Source organism: Flavihumibacter sp. ZG627, assembly GCF_000814325.1.
GTDB lineage: Bacteria > Bacteroidota > Bacteroidia > Chitinophagales > Chitinophagaceae > Flavihumibacter.
On the sequence record NZ_JPHF01000001.1, the window covers coordinates 93,140 to 114,977 of the forward strand.

Annotated in this window: 12 protein-coding genes and 1 riboswitch; of the genes, 11 read left to right on the forward strand and 1 reads right to left on the reverse strand. The window is 45.3% G+C overall.

The window, feature by feature from the left end:
* The first annotated feature begins 205 nt into the window (after positions 1–205).
* The 3 genes from HY58_RS00390 to HY58_RS00400 all read left to right on the forward strand — a co-directional run bounded on the left by HY58_RS00390 (position 206) and on the right by HY58_RS00400 (position 5,261).
* Entirely contained in the window at positions 206–1,594 is a 1,389-nt protein-coding gene (locus tag HY58_RS00390; protein ID WP_156123519.1) for a VWA domain-containing protein, read from the forward strand.
* Positions 1,595–1,922: 328 nt separating this feature from the next.
* Entirely contained in the window at positions 1,923–3,386 is a 1,464-nt protein-coding gene (locus HY58_RS00395) for a hypothetical protein (protein ID WP_039126155.1), read from the forward strand.
* 69 nt (positions 3,387–3,455) lie between these two features.
* Positions 3,456–5,261: a cytochrome-c peroxidase gene (locus HY58_RS00400; RefSeq protein WP_052323704.1), complete on the forward strand. Its 1,806-nt coding sequence runs from the start codon at positions 3,456–3,458 to the stop codon at positions 5,259–5,261.
* On the opposite strand, the gene HY58_RS00405 is transcribed toward HY58_RS00400, so the two are convergent.
* Positions 5,258–6,151, reverse strand: a complete 894-nt coding sequence (locus HY58_RS00405; RefSeq protein WP_039126157.1) for an NAD(P)-dependent oxidoreductase — start codon at positions 6,149–6,151, stop codon at positions 5,258–5,260. The genes HY58_RS00400 and HY58_RS00405 overlap by 4 nt on opposite strands.
* A 126-nt stretch (positions 6,152–6,277) precedes the next feature.
* On the opposite strand from HY58_RS00405, the gene HY58_RS18590 reads away from it, so the two are divergent.
* The 8 genes from HY58_RS18590 (at position 6,278) to HY58_RS18600 (ending at position 21,734) form a co-directional block, all read left to right on the forward strand.
* Positions 6,278–7,054 carry a C40 family peptidase gene (locus HY58_RS18590; RefSeq protein ID WP_052323705.1) on the forward strand — a complete coding sequence of 259 codons (777 nt, stop codon included), beginning with the start codon at positions 6,278–6,280 and terminating at the stop codon, positions 7,052–7,054.
* Positions 7,055–7,078: 24 nt separating this feature from the next.
* The gene (locus HY58_RS00415) at positions 7,079–7,573 is read left to right on the forward strand and encodes a VOC family protein (RefSeq protein WP_039126159.1); all 495 of its coding nucleotides are present in this window, start codon (positions 7,079–7,081) and stop codon (positions 7,571–7,573) included.
* 388 nt (positions 7,574–7,961) lie between these two features.
* A complete protein-coding gene (locus tag HY58_RS00420; RefSeq protein WP_039126162.1) occupies positions 7,962–8,609 on the forward strand; it encodes a hypothetical protein in 648 nt (215 codons plus the stop codon).
* 361 nt (positions 8,610–8,970) lie between these two features.
* Positions 8,971–9,540 carry a hypothetical protein gene (locus HY58_RS18595; RefSeq protein ID WP_052323706.1) on the forward strand — a complete coding sequence of 190 codons (570 nt, stop codon included), beginning with the start codon at positions 8,971–8,973 and terminating at the stop codon, positions 9,538–9,540.
* A gap of 322 nt (positions 9,541–9,862) precedes the next feature.
* Complete coding sequence (locus HY58_RS00430) at positions 9,863–12,217, forward strand: MopE-related protein (protein WP_082022002.1); 2,355 nt, start codon at positions 9,863–9,865, stop codon at positions 12,215–12,217.
* A 331-nt stretch (positions 12,218–12,548) separates the two neighbouring features.
* Positions 12,549–12,730: riboswitch (cobalamin riboswitch) on the forward strand.
* A 48-nt stretch (positions 12,731–12,778) separates the two neighbouring features.
* Positions 12,779–15,103 carry a 5-methyltetrahydropteroyltriglutamate--homocysteine S-methyltransferase gene (gene metE / locus HY58_RS00435; protein ID WP_039126168.1) on the forward strand — a complete coding sequence of 775 codons (2,325 nt, stop codon included), beginning with the start codon at positions 12,779–12,781 and terminating at the stop codon, positions 15,101–15,103.
* 76 nt (positions 15,104–15,179) lie between these two features.
* Entirely contained in the window at positions 15,180–15,554 is a 375-nt protein-coding gene (locus tag HY58_RS19815; protein WP_072037552.1) for a cysteine-rich CWC family protein, read from the forward strand.
* A gap of 180 nt (positions 15,555–15,734) precedes the next feature.
* A complete protein-coding gene (locus HY58_RS18600) occupies positions 15,735–21,734 on the forward strand; it encodes a LamG-like jellyroll fold domain-containing protein (RefSeq protein WP_082022003.1) in 6,000 nt (1,999 codons plus the stop codon).
* Positions 21,735–21,838 lie beyond the last annotated feature (104 nt).

Below are 21,838 nucleotides of genomic sequence, written 5' to 3' on the forward strand. Positions count from 1 at the left end.
CCCGTAGCATTTCGACCCCATAAAACTAGCTTTATTCATCAAATCAAAAACCCCCGCCTGCCGATAACCAGGGATGGATGTATGGTTTCGCTTTCAAAGACCCTGACGGATATCGCTGGAACCAATTGTATATGAATAGAAGCACGATGCCAGGAACTCAGGAATAAGGCGATTGTTAAAACAATCCAAAAACGTTTTCCGGTTTATGTATTCAATCCTGCGATTGCATCTCAGCATGAAAACCATAACCATGCCCTCTCTGCTATCCACCTCCGCCACGGCCATACTAATTGTGGCCGCAACAACTACGTTTGTCTATAACCGTTTGAACCAGGAAACTATTATTGCAGAGTGCCCGCCCATACCACCTGTAAGCCAGTCGCCGCCCGTAACCCAGGTTCCACCATTATCCGATTCACCCGAAGTAATGATGGCACCACCAATACAGAATGCATCAATAAGTACACAAACAACCGTTGTCTCCACTACATCAGTACCCCTGCACCCACCCGCACCCCTTCCATCCCTCCATCCCTCCATCTCTCCCCAAAAGATCCAGGTCGCGATTCTCCTCGACGTCTCCAACAGCATGGACGGCCTCATAGACCAGGCCAAGGCCCAACTCTGGAACATGGTGAGCGTACTGGGAAAGGCCCGCTGCGATGGTAAAACACCGCAGGTGGAACTGGCACTCTATGAATATGGTCGTAGCTCCAACAGCGCACAGGTTGGCTATGTGAAACAGATAAGCGCTTTCACCAGCGATCTGGATGAAGTGTCACGCAACCTGTTCCGACTCACCACCAATGGCGGGGATGAATACTGCGGACAAGTTATGCATACCTCACTCACCGATCTTCCCTGGGATAACGGTGATGCACACTACAAAGTGATCTTTATTGCCGGTAACGAAGATTTCCTGCAGGGAACAACTCCCTTTACAAAGGCATGCACCATCGCCAAACAAAAGGGCGTGATCGTTAATACCATCTATTGCGGCGACCGCCAGCAGGGCATCCGCGAGCATTGGAACCTCGGTGCTGAATGTGGCCGTGGAAGCTTCACGAATATAAATTCCAACGCGCGCATCCAGGATATACCTACGCCCTACGACCAGGAATTGATTGTATTGAATGATAAACTCAATGCAACCTATATTGGTTATGGTACACTTGCCGCCGAGGGCAAATCAAAACAGGAAGAAGTAGACCGCGTCAATTATGAAGCACATCCATCGGTGGCGGCTAAACGAATTTCAGTGAAGGGCAAGAGTGAGGTATATCGCAATGATAGCTGGGACCTGGTAGACGCACATGCTGCTGATACTGCCTTCCTCACCAAACTACCTTCCTCATCACTACCCGAAAACTTAAAAGGAAAGTCAAAGGCCGAACTGAAGAAATATATTTCCGACCTGTCAGCCAAACGAAATAATATCCAGAAGCAGATCAGCGAGGTAACAGTAAAGAGGGAAAATTTCCTTGCGGCCGATCGCGCCAATAAAGCCGGCAATAAAGAACAAACACTGGAAACGGAGATCGAGAAGATATTGCGCGAGCAGGCAAAAAGGTACCGTATGGAGATCCGTCAATAAACCTTGTCGTCCAGTTATGATTATTATACCCTAACGGACAGATCTCTCCTAAATAATGGAGCTCCTGTTATTGAAACTATAAGCAATAACCCCGGGAAGACAAAAGGTTCAGACCTATCTCCACCTGCTAATTTCATTTACAACAGTCCGCTTACAATCTCCTTAAATCTTACCCCCCTATAACCATCTATCCATTAAGCAATATGCTGGTTGCTACTCCCTGGCAGGCTGATGAAGTTTGATTTTTTTCCACATCACACAAAGGTTAAATTGCGGTAACACTGGCTTAATACCAGGCTGATAGCTTTGATTCAAAATCAAGAATAAAATGAAAGCAATCAGCCGCGCATCATTGCTGTTAGGTGGAATGGCATCTGTTTTTGCCGTTACCAGCTGCAATAAGGTTTGGGATCATGTAAAAGACTGGGACGGAACAAAACCCAATCCCGTTGTTCAGCTAAAGAATCATTCCGCCACCCCTTCATTCGTAAAAATGATGCCTGGCTTTGAAGAAGCCGAGATCTTCACCCTTATTGGCAGTGATGACCAACTTGCCGCTTCTCCCTCTTTCATTTATGGTGCACAACCTGATGGTGCCGGCTTGCTTAGGGATCCTAACAGTGATGGCTACGTTATGATCAATAACCATGAGATCCTGCGTGGCGTTTCCCGCGTATTCCTCGATAAATCGTTCAAGCCGGTTAAAGGTGAGTATATCGTTGATGGCGATGGCGGTCAATGGCGTCTCTGCTCCGCAACCATGGCCACCCCTGAAGAGCATGGCTTCGGTCCCCTCTTCCTTACAGCCGGTGAAAGCGGCTCCGAATCACGCATCCATGCTATCAACCCATTCGGATCTGCGGAAGACCGCAAGCGTACCGACCGCGTAGTGCCCGCCCTCGGTCGCGCCAGTATGGAGAACGCTGTTCCTCTTCCAAAAGATGCCTTCAAAGGTCGCACTGTAATAGTGATCGGCGAAGATGACGGTAATGGACAGGTGCTGCTCTATGTTTCCAACTCAGTAGGCGACCTTGAGAATGGTCAGCTTTACATGTTGAAACGTACCAATAATGATCCTATCGAAACCAATATGGAACTGGGATCATCATACGATGTTGAATTTGTTCCGGTTGATAACCACACCACGGCAACCGGTGTTGAAATAGCAGCACAGTCTGTAGCAAAAAATGCCATCCAGTTCGCGCGGGTAGAAGACCTCGACTATCGCAAAGGTGGTGGTAGCAAGAGCCGAGAAATTTTCTTCGTTGCAACGGGTGTAAATGGACAGTCGACCAAAACAAAATGGGGCCGGCTTTACCAACTGAAACTGGATGCCAATAATCCATTGAAAGGTTCACTTAGAGCCGTTGCTGATGGCGGTACTGATCCCGGTAACGACCTTATCAATCCCGATAACGTTTGCGTTACCGATAACTTCGTGTATATCCAGGAAGACGGAGATTCATACTATCCGGAGGCTAAGCATGATTCATGGATCTGGCAGTATGATATCCGCAGCGGAAAATACAAGCCGTGGATGACCATGGACCACCGTCGTGATGACGCAACATTCAATGCAAAATATAATACCACCAATAATATGCGTTTCGGTTCATGGGAGTTTGGTGCTATGATCGATATCTCTGAAACCATCGGTTCACCCAATACCTTTCTGGTGAATATTCACCCGCATACCTGGCAGGATGAGAAGTTCCGCAATGCTGATGGCAGCACCGTTTCCGGTAATAAGGAAGGAGGCCAAACCATCATTGTGAGAGGTGTTCAGAAATAATTCCCTTAACCATTGATACCATACCTCATCCTGCATCTGCGGGGTGAGGTATTTGCTTGAAATAATATTATGCGCTTATTTGTTCTGACTGCCACACTGGTTGGCTTTCTGATTTCCTGTACCATCAATGAAACTCCAAAAGGCAAACCCTCCGGCCAGGTTCAGGGCATCCGCACAGCTGTTTCCAATTCCCTTGACAGTATGGTCAACTGGATCGACCATGATTTCATTCCCCTTGTTCAGAGCGGCGGTGATACAACTACCCTGCGCAGGTCTTACCGCCAGGGAAGAAGAATATATAAGTCGTTCTCCCCACTCACCGATTATTTCTATCCGAGTTCGGCCAGGCAACTGATTGGTCCGGCCCTCGACGAAATAGAAGCAGAAGAACATATAGTGCTGCCCCCCGGCGGGTTCCAGGTTTTGGAAGAACTGCTATTTGATGGCACTCCACATACTGATTCATTCGCACTAATGCTGGAAGCCAGTAAAATGCGATCTATATTCATTCGTCTCCAGACCATCTGGGAGCAGGAAGCTTTCAGGGACGACCAGGTTTTTGATGCCATCCGAATGGATATAGTACGAATGGCGACCCTTCAGCTCAGTGGCTTTGATGCACCGGTTTCACTGGAAGGAATAACCGAAATTCCGGTAACCTTGCAGGCATATAAAAACTTACTGGGTTTCTATAAAGAATCATTTAGCGATAACCAGCTCCTGCATCTTAATAAGGCACTTGATTCAGCTATTGCGTTTGTGGCTGGCCGTTACCATGATTTCAACAGCTTCCCGCGACTGCAATTTATAAGCCAGCAACTTAACCCCCTTTCTGCTTCCATCCTGCAAGCGCAGCAGGATGCGGGCATTGCAGTACTGAATGGATCAGGGCCATTAAATATGCTGGCCCCGCATATTTTCACCGATAGTTCATTCCGGATAGATCATTTTATTCCGGATAGCTATTCAAAATTCAGTGCAGCGCGTGCAGCACTTGGAGAAAAATTATTTACTGAAACCGCACTTTCTGATTCAAGGAATATAAGTTGCGCGTCCTGTCATAATCCAGCCAAAGCATTTACGGATGCACTGCCAAAGGCGCTGGCATTGGCTTCGGGCGGAACAGTGGCACGCAATACACCCACCATTCTCTATGCCGGACTACAGAAAGGGCAGTTCATGGATATGCGCAATACCTTCCTGGAAGACCAGGCAAAAACAGTTATTGAAAATAAGGAAGAGTTTCATGGAGACCTGGCAAAGAATGTTACAAGGCTTGTGGCCGACCCTTCTTATGCAAAGCTGTTCAAGGATGCATTTCCCGGTGAACAGGAATGGATGACCGAAAGGCAGGTTCAGGTTGCACTCGCTTCTTTTACAAGATCAATGGCAGGTTTCAACTCCAGGTTTGACGCCTTTATGAATGGTCAGGAGGATGCGATGTCAATAGATGAACAACGCGGTTTCGATCTGTTCATGGGCAAAGCCAAATGCGGCACCTGCCATTTCGCACCCGTATTCAATGGAACCGTTCCCCCTGCCTTCCAGTTTACGGAATCTGAAGTGTTGGGTGTAATGAAACATCCTGATAGTAAGGAGCTTGACACTGATCCCGGCCGTTATGGTATCTGGAAGATCGAAAATTTTCGTTTCGCCTTCAAAACCCCTACACTACGGAATATAAGTTTAACCGCGCCCTATATGCATCATGGCGGCTACCAGACGCTGGAAGAAGTAATGGATTTTTATAACAAAGGCGGAGCTGTTGGAATGGGACTAACGCTGCCGCACCAGACCCTTCCACCAGATCCACTCCAGTTAACGAATGAAGAAATGCAACAGGTGATTGCATTTTTGCATACGCTGGAGGATTAGAACTTATCCGACACTATCACACTCCAATCTTTATGCGCTAATCCCTTTTCAAGAAATTTGTCCATCTCAGCAGCCATGGGCGGAATCACGAGTAAAGATTTGCCGCCTTTCTCCGCTTCTTCCATCATCAGCCTGGCATCTTTGCGCGCCATCTGCAATTCCCAGGATGGATTATCATAATCCCTCGCCATAATTCTTTTCAAACGGCCAGGCGCACCCGCACCCGGATTGAAATCCTGGAACAATTTAGCGATCTCCTCTCCGCCAATGCCCATTTCTTTTCCTATAACCAGCATATCAGAGAAAGCCCCGGTTAGTGAGATCAGGAAGAGGTTCCCGATCAGTTTAATACCGGCGGCTTTGCCTGTAACATCACCTGCGCCACCACTTCCTGCATCACCATCACCACCAGCCTCAACCCCGAAATCCAACAGCTTGCCTGTCATGGGCTCCAGCCAGGGGCGCAACTTTTCCGTCAGCTCCCTGCTCTCCGAAATCAGCATGAATCCCGAACTATCCAATGCATTGGATGGTCCCATAAAAACTGGCGCATGCACATAAGTGAAACCCTTTGCAGCCCAGTTGCGCGTACGTTCAACAGCACCATTCTTTGAGGTTGTTGAATGGTCGATAATGATAGCGCCCTTTTCCATTCCGGCTTCGGCCTGTTGCAGCACACTATCCACCACCGCATCATCAGACACACAGAGATGGATTCTTTGCACCCCTTTAACTGCATCAGCCGCCGCGGCAAAAGCAACGGCACCATCCGCTTCCAGCTCCTTTGCCTTTTCAAACGTGCGGTTCCACACCTGTACTTTTTCTCCTTTCTGTAGCAATGCTTTTATAAATCCCGAGCCTAGCAGGCCCGTTCCGAGAAATGCGATCATAGTAAATTGATTTGTACAAATTTACCGAAACCCGGCAGCATCATCACTCGCAATTAAAAGGGGATGTTTAGCAGGCATGGAGAAGTTGTTAATCCGGTATGGAATAGTTATTGAATACAGGGAAATATGAAACACTATCTACTTGCCATACTTGTTTTTGCCGCAGCCTGTGGCGACAACAAACCCGATAACCCGGATGAAATTCCGACGGAAACGGTTATCGACACACTGCACCCGCAACCACCGGTTGATTCCGGTTCTATAAAGGATAGTAATAATCATGTTCCGCCTGCTGGCCGAACTGATTCATTAGCAAAAAATCAACCATCGGGTGCAAGCACACAATCGGGCTCCGCACTTCCTCCCCGCGGTATCCCAACCAGGGAAACAAGGGTGATAGCAGTATCCAATTCGGATAATCAACCCCAAACTCCTACTGCCCTTGAAGTGATCCGCGAATCACCCGCACCGCTTCAGCCGGCGGAGAAAGTGGAGGTGGGAAATCTCAAACCAGCTGAGCTCATACGCTTTGCGAAAACGCTTCAGGGCGTTCCATATAAATATGCATCTACCGATCCCACTGTTGGTTTTGACTGCTCGGGATTCATCACCTATGTTTTCAATCATTTCAGTATTCGTGTGCCGCGCTCATCCGTGGATTTTACCAATGTGGGAAAGCAGGTGCAAAGAGAGAAAGCAAAGCCCGGCGACCTGGTATTGTTTACCGGTACCGACAGCAGCATAAGAATAGTTGGACATATGGGCATCATCACAGACAATGATAATGGTGCACTTCAATTTATTCATTCCACTTCGGGTAAGGCATATGGTGTTACCATCACGCCGCTGAACAGTTATTATGATGGTCGATTTGTAAAGGTTATCCGTATATTCCCATCATAAGAATATTCAATCGTAAGTACACACATGGATAATCAGTACACCATTCCACCGCAAACCCGGATAGGGCATGTTCACCTGAAGGTGTCTGACCTCGACCGTGCGCTTGGTTTTTACCGTGATCTTCTTGGTTTTGAACTCATAACCATGTATGGTTCACAGGCAGCATTTATAAGTGCGGGAGGATACCATCATCATATCGGACTAAATACATGGCATAGCAAAGGGGCCGGACCGGCTGTAGAAAATGCAGTGGGATTGTATCATACCGCAATTCTATATCCGACCCGCCGCGATCTTGCAGCCATATTCCGGCGCCTCCGCGATGCAAAATATCCATTAACGGGCGCCAGCGATCATGGGGTTTCCGAAGCTCTCTATCTCGATGACCCTGATGGTAATGGAGTAGAATTGTACTGGGATAAGCCCCGCGACCAGTGGCCTACCCGGCCTGGTGGAGGGATTGAGATGTACACGCGCCCGCTTGATCTGCAGGCTCTCCTCGCGACGCTCGAAACTTAGGAAGCTTCCAATTAAAATACTCGCTTCAATGCTTGCTTTAAATGCTTGCTTTAAATGCCTGCTACAAATGCTCGCTTTTACAATCCGCAACTGGCATGGCGTTGTACTGAAATTCAGGCAGTTTTTATATTGCACTAAATATGGAACACTAAATGCATTTATTGTACTAAATATAGATCAATAAAAAACACTCGTTTTTTTCACCTATGCCTTCCACTGTTTTCGCTCTGTAGCCACTTCATTACCTTAATTGCCAAATCCCGATTACGCTGCCCCGCCATTTAATGGATATTGTTAACCTAAAGCAGAACTTAATTTTCACTTGAGTGGGAATATAATATTTTGCAGCGCCTATCGTTATTGCATATCCTAAATAAAGCTTTACAAAATGATTAAAAAGAACCTTCTCCTGTTTTGCAGTATTTTTTTAGCCCTTAGCTCTTTTGCCCAGTTTGAAAGTGCCAAGCAGATTTATAAATCCCCGCAATTTGATTCAGAAATATCCAGCCATAAAACGGTAGCAATACTTCCTTTTGATGCTACAATCAATTATAAGCGTCCGCCCAAAAATTATAATGAAGAAGCGCATAAGCAGGAAGAGGCTACACTGTCTAAAGATTTGCAATCCGGTATGTATACTTATTTGCTGAGGAAATCAAGCAAATACACTGTTGAGTTTCAGGATACGGAAAGAACAAATACATTATTGAGATCCTCCGGACTGGCAGATAAGCTTGGAGAAATAACCGCCGATTCACTTTGTAAGATTTTAAAAGTAGATGCTGTGATCAAGTGCCGCTATTCTTATGAGAAAACAGCATCTGAGGGTGGTGCCATTGCAAAAGCAGTATTATTTGGTGGCTTAGGCGGTAAAACCGGAGCAGGCAACCTTGTGATGCAGATCAATTCAGAAAATGAGGGCAAACTGATCTGGCGCTACACGAAAGCAATGGATGATAATGTTTTTTCTTCAACCGATGACCTTATTGAAAGAATGATGCGCAAGGTTGCGAGAAATTTCCCTTACGAGAATTAAATCTCTCAAAATAGAATTATTCAGCCGCCGGTAAGAACTGGCGGCTTTTTTTTGTGCTTTGGTGGAGAAAATTCTGCTTCTAAAATAGGGGTCGCAAAGTGGGTCTCGCTGCAAAACCTTACTCAGGGAGCCCAAACCTCGTTTTCGGGAATATTTTATCAGAACAGCGCTTCCCCATACCATACATTTAACTTAATCTGTATATTAAACTCGGATTCAAAAATGAAAAAATGGCGGTATAGGGTGACAAAGTGGCGATAAAGAGGGGATAAAGAGGCGACCAGGAGGGGACCACAATTAGCCTAAATGCCTACTAAAGCGGAAGACAACATGAACATAACTAATCAAAACCTATTTGAAAATGGCAAAAAACAAAGGAAACATCCTGCTAAAAAACTTCTCTGGTAAGATCGGAGACTTGTTTTATCTCAAAAATCTGGGGGAGGACCAGTATCTCATTACCAACCCGAGCCGTAAGAGTCACAAGAAAACGGAAGGGGAGGCCGCGAATCAAAATCGATTCAAAAGAGCCCAGAAATATGGCAGCAACGTCATAAAAAACCCGGAGGCTAAGGCTTTTTATACCCCTTTCCGAACAGCAAAACAAGCGGAATACCATATAGCCCAGTCCGACAAGCTGATTCCACCTGTTATTGATTCCTATGATAGCAGCGGATATAAAGGATTATCCGGGCAGCCAATATTAATAATCGCCACAGACAATGTGAAGGTGGTAGAAGTTACCTGCACCCTTATAAATGCGGCAGGCAAAATATTGGAGACCGGGAGGGCAGAAGAAACCGGAATTATAAACCAATGGATGTATTACGGTCAGAAAGATCACCAGTTGGAGGAAGGGTCCCGGTTGATTTTGCATGCCTTTGACCGCCCCCGTAACAAGGCGGAAACAATTATACCGCTTATAGCCTAAGATTCCCCCCTGACTAAAAAATAACTGATCCTGCTCTGCATCCTTTGCAGGATCAGGTATTCTCATGCCCCGGAGAAGCAGTCAATTTCACGGATCCGCACCTGTCGGCTCTTTGTCCCCCCCCTTGTCCAGTACTTGTCCGGTCAGTTTTTTGCTACAATCTTCGCCCTCAATTATCTTACCTGCAGATTCTAAACATGCGTATTCACCGCATCGTTCCAATCCCGTTGATCATCCCTGAACTATTTTTCTTAAAGCTATCAGTTGCTTTCGGCAATCTGTAGCCCCTAAACCCCTTGCCTAACATTTAACCCCCAAACCAATGAACCAGAAATTTACTAACTGCTTTTTCCGCCCTCTTTTACTACTACTCACCATGATCATTGCTGCCGACGGATTTGGGCAGTTTTATTTTGTGAGACCATCAGGTAGTGATGCCAACTTAGGCACCAGTTGGGCATCTCCATTTCAATCCATTCAAAAAGCATTAACAGTAGCATCATTTGGCGCTAAGATCTTTGTTGAGAAAGGAACCTATTTTGTGGATGAAGGCTTTCTGGCAATCGACAATAGCAGGACCTCAACTATTTCATTAAAGAATGGAGTGTCACTATATGGAGGCTTTGATCCCAATAATGGGATTGATGATCTGAACGATGTCCGAACTAGTAAATCCCGCTTGAGCGGCGATCTCGCGCAAAATGATTTTGGCGTCACTCCTGTTTTGACGGACAATGCTTTCCACGTTGTAACTAGTACCGGTGTTGGAGAAACTACTGTATTCGACGGATTCGCCATTAGTGATGGTAATGCAAACGGGGGCGGAACCTTTGATTGGGGTGGCGGAATGTTTAATGATGGCTCTTCACTTATTATAAGCAATTGCGATTTCCTCTATAATTACGCGGTAAATGGAGCCGCGGTTCTTAACCAGAATGGCACACCCACATTTAACAAGTGTGTAATGGCTAATAATGCTGCGACATCCAGCGGAGGCGCGATCGCAAACTTTTCCTCTTCGGCCATACTAAATAATTGTAGCCTTTTTAATAATACAGCCATTACTTATGGGGGAGGCATTTACAATACGGGATCTTCTCCAATCATTACAAACACATCAGTAGCAAACAATTCAGCCGGTATGGGCGGGGGAATATCCAACCGGGCTTTATCCAATCCTTCCTTTATAAATTGCGTGATTCAAAGTAATGCTGCTACAATTAACGGGGGAGCAATTGATAATGACCAGGCTAATCCAGTATTAATCAATACTACCATTACGGCGAATTCTGCCGTTTCTTCTGGTGGTGCCATTCAAAATTACCAGGGTAATCCCATCATCACCAACTGTATTTTATGGAATAATGCTGCCCCCACTGGTCCGGAAATAAGGGAAGCCTATTTAAGTACATCCACGGTTACCTATTCCATTGTAAAGGGTGGACATACGGGCACCGGAAACCTTGATCTCGATCCTTTGTTTAGTGTTAGTCTAAATCTGGCTGAATGCTCGCCGGCAATTGATGCTGGCAGCAATGCGGCTATTCCGGCGGGGGTTCTTACTGACATCAATGGAACCACGCGCATAGTGAATATAACCGTTGACATGGGAGCCCTGGAGTATAATGTTGGGACCCCGATTACGTATTACAGAGATGCGGACACGGATACTTATGGTGATCCCAATACCTCAAAAGCTTTGTACTGCTCATCAGCACCATCGGGATGGGTTGCGAATAATACTGACTGTGATGATACTAACGGAGACGTTCATCCGGGCGCAGAGGAAATTTGTGGTAATGGTGTTGATGATAACTGCGATGGCGAAATTGATGAATTTTGTGGTGGTACAGGATGTACTAACGATGGAACTTATTATCTTGACTTTGATGGGGATGGCTGGGGTAATTCGGAAGTAATTTATCCGAATCCTCCTTGTACTACTAATATTCCAGGATATGTTGGCATCGGTGGTGATTGTAATGATGACGATGCAGCCATCAACCCTGGCGCTGCAGAAATTTGTGGTAACGGAATTGATGATAACTGCAATGGACAAACGGATGAAAATTGTGACCCCTGCGGTGTTTTCTCCAACCTTACCACAACCAATATCAACTCAACCAGCGCAACGCTGAACTGGGTTGCTTCAACCAACCCCGATCAGTGGCAGGTACAATATAAATCCACTTCAAAGGGTTCTAAATGGATCGATGTTCCCAATGTTGCACCTGCAGACCGGTCGGTGACAATAAACAACCTGAATCGTAACCAGAACTATATCTGGCATCTCCGGGCTAAATGTGCTAAGGTAGTAACCAAATATTCTGAATCCATTGGATTTAAGACTGCTCTGAATAGTAATACAAGTGCTGCGCTGGCAAGGGATACGCAAAAAGACCAGCTTGCGCAGGCCTCGGCGCTGGTGATCTATCCGAGTCCGGCAAGCCACCAGTTCTCTATCCGCCTGAACCTAGGCACTGCAGTGGCTGCACCGGTTGCCATCCAGTTATTTGATATGAATGGCAAGCTGGTGTTGTCACAATCTGCCGGGTTGCAGAATGGTATATTACAAAAACAACTGAGTCTGCCACACTCACTCATCAATGGACTCTACCTGGTGCGCATTGGCGTCGATGGAAAAGTATTTAACAGGAAACTTATAGTGAACAAGTAAGAATAAGCATGGGTAAAATGAAAATCCCGCTCTGCAATGGAGCGGGATTTTCATTTTCAGGAATGCTATTACAATCTGCTCCATGACATAATGCTCAGAGAGATTGCGTTATCGTTTTCCTTACTCATATAATTGGCCAGGTCTGATCCAATAGAAAATTGGGGATATGTGCCATACTTTTTTCAATACCTCATTGATTAACTATATCAATCGTTTGCATACTATTTACAATCATGTTTAATGTTAGTGAACTATTTCGGCACCAGAAAATAACTTAGAACTAACCATTAGTAAAACGGTTTATATTCGCGGCGATAAGTTCTTTTATTACAGCTTCTTCAATCAGAAAGGTTTTACTTAACGTGAATTAATAGGGAATTGTGTGTGAATCACAAACTGTCGCGCAACTGTAAGTAACACATAAGTTTTTATCAATTATGTCCACTGCCAAAAGCGGGAAGGGCGATAAAAATGTTACAAGTCAGGAGACCTGCCTTTATTGATTGTTTTTAGAAGTCACGCAAAAGAGCATTTTATAAGTAAATAGTTAAAGACTAAAAAATGCGTACGCAAAACTTAGGCTACCCGCGGATTGGCAGCCAACGTGAACTCAAGAAATCCTTAGAACAGTATTGGTCGGGTAAAATCTCGTTGCAGCAAATGCTGCTGAACGGTAAAGATATCCGCCTGCAAAACTGGGAACTTCAAAAATCGACAGGAATTGACCTTATCCCCTGTAATGATTTTTCTTTTTATGACCATGTACTTGATCTTAGCCTGATGGTAGGTGCTATCCCTGAACGTTTTCATTCATTGATGGTAGATAAACAATTGAATGATTATGATCTCCTTTTTGCCATGGCCAGGGGCTATCAGAAAGATGGATATGATATCACGGCATTGGAAATGACGAAATGGTTTGATACCAATTACCATTATTTGGTTCCGGAGTTTACCGCCAATCAGAAGTTTTCATTGTATAACACTAAAGTTGTGCAGGAATACCTTGAAGCCAAACAATCGGGTATAAACGCAAAGCCCGTTCTCCTCGGCCCTTTATCTTATCTGCTTTTAGGAAAAGAAAAAGAACCTGGCTTTCACCGTATTGATCTTATTAAGAACTTATTACCCGTATATCTGGAGGTGCTGGAGAAATTAGATGCCGCCAATGCTTTCTATATTCAGTTTGATGAGCCCTGCCTTTCTCTAGATCTCACTTATAAAGAACAGTCAGTATTTTTAAAGACATACCAGGAAATTAAAACTAAGTTTCCTCATTTACATATCATACTCACCAGTTATTTTGATTGCTTTGGTCACAACCTGGAAACAGTGCTCAGCCTTCCTGTACAAACTATTCATTTAGACCTTGTACGATGCCCGGCTCAACTGGATGATTTTTTGACCAGTCCCGGTTTTGTAAACTCCAAAACCAATCTCTCTTTAGGTATCGTTGATGGCAGAAATATATGGAAGAACGATTTCCTTACATCGCTCAGTTTGGTTAATGCAGCCGTGGAGAAATTAGGTCATGATCGGGTGTGGATAGCCCCATCCTGTTCCCTGATTCATTGCCCCTGTGATCTGGACCTTGAGGTGAATGCGGAAACCCTTAATCCTGCTATAAAAAAATGGATGGCTTTTGCAAAACAAAAGATCGAGGAGGTTGTGACATTAAAACAACTCATGTGCGAAGTAAGTGATATACAGATAAACACTAAATTTTCTGAGAATATTGCAGCGCAGCAGGATCGCCTATCTTCTGAAATCATCCATAACACACATGTTAAGGAGCGAGTATTATCTATAACACCTGATGACCTGATAAGGCAGGATGATTTTGTGAAGAGAAAAAGAAAACAACGGGACGTTCTTAAATTACCTGTGTTCCCCACTACCACCATTGGGTCCTTTCCCCAAACCGCAGAGATCAGAGCCTGGCGAGCTAAATTCCGAAAAGGAGATCTTACAGAACAACAGTATGATGAACTCGTAGCAAAGGAAATCAGGGATGCTATAAACTGGCAGGAAGAAATTGGACTGGATGTACTGGTTCACGGTGAGTTTGAGCGAAATGATATGGTTGAGTATTTCGGTGAGCAGTTGAATGGATTTGCCTTTACGCAGCATGGTTGGGTTCAGAGTTATGGCAGCCGGTGCGTGAAACCTCCGGTTATATTTGGTGATGTTTCTCGCCCTGCTTCCATGACTGTAAAATGGACATCATTTGCACAGTCGCTAACTCGTAAACCTGTAAAGGGTATGCTAACAGGACCGGTCACAATCCTTCAATGGAGTTTTGTGCGAAATGACCAGCCCCGCAGTGAAACCTGCAGGCAGATCGCACTCGCTATCCGTGATGAGGTGCTGGATCTTGAGAAGGCCGGCATCAGTATAATCCAGATTGATGAACCAGCTATCAGGGAAGGCTTGCCCTTGCATAAAGAAAATTGGAATGAATACCTCCATTGGGCTGTTGGTTCATTCCGGCTTGCCGCCAGCGGTGTAAAAAATGAAACCCAGATACATACCCATATGTGTTATTCGGAGTTCAATGACATTATGGAAAGTATTGCTGACCTCGATGCTGATGTAATTACCATAGAATGTAGTCGCTCTCAAATGGAATTATTAGATGTATTTGCAGATTTCAGTTATCCAAATGATATCGGTCCGGGTGTTTATGATATACATTCTCCACGCACGCCTTCAAAAGCAGAAATGATTAAGCTGATGCAACATGCTCAATCTCTTTTACCTGCAGACCAGTTATGGGTGAATCCCGATTGCGGATTAAAAACCCGCCATTGGGTAGAAACAAGGATTGCATTAAAGGAAATGGTTGCAGCGGCTAAAGAGCTGCGCGTAACTGTTACGGCAGACTAGTTGTTTAGTTACACCCGCAGGCAACATCCTGGTGTTGCCTGCATTTTTTATTGCTTTCGGAATAACCTTTACCTATATGGAAAAACATGAAACGAAGGAATGCCCAAGATGCTCCAGATCTTTTACATGCAAAACAGGGGATATAGCTAATTGTCAATGTAATACGGTTCAGGTTAGCAGAGAAACTACCGTTTTTCTTCAAACTTCCTTTTATGATTGCCTTTGCAGAGATTGTCTGGCGGGTTTTGATATTCTGTTGAAACATTCCAGGACTTATAAATTTCCCACACAAAAGGAAATGTTGATGGAAGGCTTACACTACTATAAAGAAAATGGCTTCTATGTGTTTACAGAATTGTATCATCTGCTGAGAGGTTATTGCTGTAGATCTAATTGCAGGCACTGCCCTTATGGATTCCGGATCAGCTGTTCAACAGAAGATGATCTCTAAAATAGCGCAAACGGTTGCACACATATTTTATCCGGTTATATATTATTTTCATTTTCAGGTATTATGTTATACATATTCAGGTAGATATTTCAGATATACCTAAATATGATAAGAAACTACCCGGATCGTATCCTTTGAGCTACCGTTTCTTATTTGCCATAACTGCATAAAATCAACTCAATGCAAGCCAAACGAATTGCGTGCCTGGCCTTAATGGTCTTTCTTTTCTGCTTTCATCCCTTTGCCCAAACAGGGAAGTCCTTATCTCTAAACGGTGTAAATGCATACATGTCGGTGCCCGACCATACCGACCTTGATATTGCTCCCGGACAAAACAAAACAATCACCTGCTGGATTAAAACAACCTCCGCGGCAAGCTCCCGGATATTCGCCAAGCGGGCCAGTACAAACGCATTAGATCCCTCCGCCCCGGGAACCGCTGGAACCGGCTATGAAGTATGGATGGGTACAAGTACCAACGCGGGTAAAATTGCCGGCAATGCTGCTGCCTGGAATACTGCCAGCTCCAGCTCTCAAACTTTCAGCACCACGGGTTATAACCCTGTTGCCAGTAATGATGGATCATGGCACCATGTGGCGGTGGTATTTGATAATTCCAGTGCCAGTAAAACCGTGACCTTTTATGTGGATGCCGCCAACCCTAATTTGAGAACGGGCACCTTCTCCGGAAACTACGACTTTTCAACAGGGGTCGCATTTGTAGTTGGGGCCGCCACCAATAGTACCAACTTTTTCAATGGCCAGATTGATAACCTGCGCATCTGGAACAAAGCCATGACAGCAGCAGAACTAGCTGCTGATATGGTGCAGAACGTTACGGGTCCCACCCCTTCCTTACTCGCTGCCTGGAACTTTGAAACAGCCATCGGAGCCACCATTCCCGATATTTCCGGTAATAACCACACGGGCACCCTCGCCGGTAATGCCACTATTGAAACGCCCCCGGCTACCTCAAACAACAAAGCATTATTCCTGAGCGGAACACCCGGCAGCTATATGCGTGTTGCCAGCCACGATGATATCAACATCAATACCGGTGAAAGCTATACCATCTCCTGCCTGGTCAAAACAACCACCACCGTTGCGAATCCCCGCATTCTCGCTAAAAGAAACGGAACCGGCGGCGCGGCAGTTGGCTATGAGTTCATCAGCAGCGGAACAGGTCAGTTTGGGGCTAACCTTCGCAGCGCGGGAGTGAGTGCGGGACCGGCTTTCAGTACCACAACCATAAATAACGGACAGTGGCGGCATATCGCTATGGTGGTTGACCAGGTTGCCGGTAACAGCAAAATTTATGTTGACGGCGTTCTTGATAAAACCAGCAATACCTGGTTGCCGCCTCAGGATTTTTCCAATACAGTTGACCTGATCATTGGCGCTGATGCAACTAGCGCAAATGGTTTCCCCTGGACCGGCCAGATTGATAATATCCGGTTTTGGAGCAGAGCCATGACACAAGCTGAACTGCTAAGTGACAAAACAAGTTTTGTTAACAGCAGCACTCCCGGCTTATTGGCCGCATATGATTTCGAGAATGCTATTGGAACAAACGTACCGGATGTAAGTGGAAGAAATCATCCTGGTACTCTTGCAGGTAATGCAGCCATTGTAAACCTCAATGGTGATATGCAATATCTCTCCACATCCTTGCTGCAAACAGAATTGCCGGCGGGTAAAGGCGACGCAAACCAACGGATCATTGCGGTGAATGTTTTTACCAGTGGAGCATCGGCACCAATCAGCCTCACTGCTTTGAACTTTACGCTCAATGGAACAACTAATATTGCCGATCTCACCAATATTAAAATTTACTATACCGGCAACAGCAACCGGTTCAATACAAATACTTTGTTTGCAACAGTTGCCCCTGCTTCCGGCACTATAACTGCCAACGGATCAAAAGCATTGCTGGAGGGGAATAATTATTTCTGGATAGCTGCCGATATTGCCCCTTCAGCCGCTGAAGGCAACCTGGTTGATGCCACCCTTGAAGGCCTCACGGTAGGCGGAGCAGTTAAAACAATAAACGCTCCCAATAATACTGTAGCGGGTTCCAGAACCATCCTGCTTTCACATAAATTATTATTCAGCAGCGGCGATGGGGGAGCGGCCAGTTATCGTATACCCGCCATCGTTACAGCAAAAGATGGATCACTGATAACGGCAGCCGATAAACGAATGAATCATTCCGGTGATCTGCCGGCAGATATCGATATCGTCATCCGAAGAAGTACCGATAACGGACAAACATGGTCGCCGGCGCTTACCATTGCTAATCTAGGTACAACAGGTGCCAGTGATCCCGCTTTGGTGGTAGACAAAACATCCGGCAAGATCATCTGCCTCTTTGCCACCAACCAGGGACTATTTGGTTCCACTCCATCCAATCCCATTCGTATACAGCTTTGTACCAGTATGGATCATGGTATTACCTGGACTGCCCCCACTGATATCACCAATCAGATTTATGGAGCAGGCTCTGCCAATCCTCTTACACAAAATTGGAGCGCTGCCTGGATCGCTTCGGGTGCTGCTCACCAGATGCGCAATGGCAGGATTGTAGCTGCCATGGGTGTAAGACAAACCTCCGGCAACCAGATCGATAATTTTATGATCTATTCTGATGATGCCGGACTAACATGGCATCCATCCACCGGTATTGCGGAAACCAATGGCGACGAGGCTAAGATCGTTGAACTGAACAACGGTTCCCTGATGATGAGTATCCGTAATCCGGGTACCCGCAGAATGAGCGTGTCTGCCACCCAGGGCCTCACATGGGGTTTGCCCTACAACCAGGCCGACCTCACTGACCCCAACTGTAACGGTGATTTCATCCGCTATACGTCTACACTTGACGGTTATGATAAAGACAGGTTGCTTCATACCATCCCTTCTGCAACAAGTCGTAAAAATGTATCGGTGCTATTAAGTTATGATGAAGGAAATAGCTGGACGGTAAAGAAAACCATCTACCCGCAGTCATCTGCCTACTCAAGCCTTACTGTTTTACCCGATGGTACATTAGGCATGTTTTATGAGAATGGTGAATATGAAACCTATCAACTCTATTTTGCCCGGTTCAGTCTGAACTGGCTCACAGATGGTGCCGATACCTACAAACCATCTGCTGAACAGCCGGTTCAAACCATTAAATCTTTCAGGGCGCTGGATGTTAACAGCAGGGCGGTGCGCCTCGACTGGCATACGCAGTTTGAAGTAAATACTGCCTCATTTGAAATAAGCCGGTCTGCTGATGGTATCAACTTCAGTTCCATCGGAACGGTAAACGCAGCAGGCAATTCACTCTATGAATCCAAATATAATTTTACCGATAATAATCCGCCGGCTGGTACTCTCTACTATCAGTTGCAACTGGCAGATGCCCTGGGAAATATCACTAAATCAGAAATCGTTTCCATTCAATCCGGCACTACCTATACCAGCCCCAATGCCCGAAACCTGAACCTGGTTTATTTTGTTCCTAACGATATCGACTACCTGCCCGATTACCAGAAAAGATTAAGTGAATTAATGCTGTGGACGCAAAACTTTTACGGGCAGCAAATGCAGAACAGTGGCTATGGGTATAAACCCTTCGGACAGTTTACCGATGCATCAAAAACCCGCGTTAAGATCATCACTGTTTTTGGATCTAAATCCACAGCATCCTATCCTTATTCAGGTGGAGCAAACGCTATTATGAATGAGATCAATGCCTGGTTTGCGGCACATCCGGGAGAAAAAACATCTGAACACACGCTGGTTATTTTACCCAGGTATGGTTATCGCGAAGATGGGTTTACGCCTACCGGCGGACCCTTCTATGGACTAGGAAAATGGTGCTTTGCACTGGATTATGAAGACATGGATATCAGGAATCTCGGGAAAACAGATGCGGCCGGAAACCGCTTTAGTGTTTGGTTTGGTGGATTGGTACATGAGCTAGGACATGGATTGAATCTGCCCCATAACCGGCAGAAAGTTTCTGAAAATAATGATCCCGAAAAAGGCATGGCATTGATGTGGGCAGGTAATGGAACGCTGGGTAAATCACCCACTTTCTTAACCGATGCCGATTGTGCCATTCTGAATGCCAACCAGATCTTTAATAACAATAATGATCCTTACTATAATGGGGTTGACTTCCGCCTAACTTCCTTCCATGCAAATTATGATGCGGCAAAAGATGCTATTGTTGTATCAGGATCCTATACTACTGATGTAGCCGTATCGGATCTTACCTACTATAATGATCCAAATGTCAACAATGAAGGCACTGGTGTTAACCGTGATTATAATGCCATTGCCTGGCGTTCGCAACCTGTAAATAACGAAAGTTTTTATGTGGAAATGCCGCTTAGTGAACTGGTAGAAAAAAGCAATGTGGACTATGAGCTGAAGCTGCGTGTGGTACACCAGAATGGAACGATAACAGAGAATATTTTCCCCTACAAGTTTGTGGATGGTCAGGTGCAGATCAATTATGGATATGTGCAGAAAAAAGAACTTGGAAAGCATGGATGGAGTATTGCTGCTTACAGTTCAGAGGAAACAGCCGGAGAAGGACCAGTGAATGGTCGCGCAGTAACTGTAATTGATAATAATCTCAGTACATTCTGGCATTCAAGATGGTCGTCTAATACAGCCGCTTATCCACATTGGGTAACTATTGATATGGGTAGACCACAGGAAGTGAAAGGCCTGAGTTTGGTTCAGCGCTCAGGGCTTGCAAGGGCAGTGAAAGACTTTGAAATACTGGTTAGCGTTGATGGAGAGAACTTTACCAGCCAGGGAAATTTTGTTGCGGAGAGAACAAATCTTTATCAGTATTTCGACTTCCCATCATTGCAAACATTCCGCTATGTTAAAGTAGTTGCCAAATCGGCCTGGGATGGACAGTCCTTTGCAGCAATCGCAGAACTGGGACTTTACCATGATGGTAATTATGCTCCAACTTTTACCCTGCCGGCAGATGCAACGATCTACAAAAATGCCAGTGGAAGTTATGATGCAGCTACAGCAGTTACAGGAAATATAACAGATGTATGGGACGATTATGATCCGAACCCTGTTATTAGTTCTTCCGATGCCATTACTGAAGGAACCTGCGCGGGGGAGAATATCATTACCCGTACCTGGAGAGTAACAGATGCAGATGGCGGGTTTGAAGAAAAGCTGCAGATTATAACGATTAAAGATAATCTGGCACCAGTGATTGTTGAACCCCTAAGTGAAATACGGTGCTTTGATTCAGGAGGGCAGTATACTATACCAGCACTTGTAGCATCAGATAATACGGGCATCAGCGGGATAGCTTTTGAAATAACGGGTGCCACTAACCGAAGCGGAACATCTGCTGATGCGAGCGGCAGTTTTAATCCGGGTGTTTCAACTATTCATTTTACCGTAACAGACGGATGTGGAAACAGCAGCAGCACATCGATGAATATAACGGTGAACCAGCAGCTATCGGCAATGGTAGAAGATGTGTATGCGGTGAAGCCTGGAGGTAATGCCAACACCATTTATATTGGTTATGGTCCTGCATCTCTAACCTACCAGGTAGTTGTAAGCGGAGGAACGGCGCCGTATTCCTATAACTGGTCCAATGGGTCAACAGCATCATCCTCCATGGTAAACCCAAATGTGCCCGGTACCTATACTTACAGTGTTTTGGTTACAGATGCACTAGGATGTACCGTTATTGTGGAGAAGCAGGTAACGGTAACAGATATCCGCTGCGGAGATGATAAATTATATATCTGTCACAATACTGCCAGCAGCCATGATAAAAATATCTGTATTGCAAAAGTTGATGTGTTCAATCATCTTCAGCATGGGTGCCGGTTAGGGGCATGCGCGGTAAGTGCTAACACTGCGGCTATCATGGGAAATATTTCTGCAGATCAGTTGCCGGAAGCATTTAATGTTCAGGTGTTCCCCAATCCAACAGCAAATGAGTTCTCACTTCGCATAAGTGGTGCAAGTAAACAATCTGTGAGTATCCGGGTATTTGATATCCATGGAAGGCTTCTGCGGCAGATAAACACCAGTGAAAAAACTGTTCGTTTTGGTGCTGATTTCAGGCCCGGATTTTATACCGTAGAAATTATGCAGGACAAGAACCGAAAAACCATAAAGTTGATTAAACAGTAAAATATGCACTGAAGCAATTTTCATTACCGATCTCTATTTGTTGGCAATCGTTAGTTTTTATAATCGCTACGGCCCCTATTTCTATAGGGGCCTTTTTTAGTTAA

What these genes read in the sequence shown, in the direction of transcription:
- HY58_RS00400 (WP_052323704.1), top strand. Translation starts at nt 3,456, where the DNA reads ATGCGCTTATTTGTTCTGACTGCCACACTGGTTGGCTTTCTGATTTCC.
- HY58_RS00395 (WP_039126155.1), top strand. Translation starts at nt 1,923, where the DNA reads ATGAAAGCAATCAGCCGCGCATCATTGCTGTTAGGTGGAATGGCATCT.
- HY58_RS18595 (WP_052323706.1), top strand. Translation starts at nt 8,971, where the DNA reads ATGGCAAAAAACAAAGGAAACATCCTGCTAAAAAACTTCTCTGGTAAG.
- HY58_RS00420 (WP_039126162.1), top strand. Translation starts at nt 7,962, where the DNA reads ATGATTAAAAAGAACCTTCTCCTGTTTTGCAGTATTTTTTTAGCCCTT.
- HY58_RS19815 (WP_072037552.1), top strand. Translation starts at nt 15,180, where the DNA reads ATGGAAAAACATGAAACGAAGGAATGCCCAAGATGCTCCAGATCTTTT.
- HY58_RS18590 (WP_052323705.1), top strand. Translation starts at nt 6,278, where the DNA reads ATGAAACACTATCTACTTGCCATACTTGTTTTTGCCGCAGCCTGTGGC.
- HY58_RS00405 (WP_039126157.1), bottom strand. Translation starts at nt 6,151, where the DNA reads ATGATCGCATTTCTCGGAACGGGCCTGCTAGGCTCGGGATTTATAAAA.
- HY58_RS18600 (WP_082022003.1), top strand. Translation starts at nt 15,735, where the DNA reads ATGCAAGCCAAACGAATTGCGTGCCTGGCCTTAATGGTCTTTCTTTTC.
- HY58_RS00390 (WP_156123519.1), top strand. Translation starts at nt 206, where the DNA reads ATGTATTCAATCCTGCGATTGCATCTCAGCATGAAAACCATAACCATG.
- HY58_RS00430 (WP_082022002.1), top strand. Translation starts at nt 9,863, where the DNA reads ATGAACCAGAAATTTACTAACTGCTTTTTCCGCCCTCTTTTACTACTA.
- metE (WP_039126168.1), top strand. Translation starts at nt 12,779, where the DNA reads ATGCGTACGCAAAACTTAGGCTACCCGCGGATTGGCAGCCAACGTGAA.
- HY58_RS00415 (WP_039126159.1), top strand. Translation starts at nt 7,079, where the DNA reads ATGGATAATCAGTACACCATTCCACCGCAAACCCGGATAGGGCATGTT.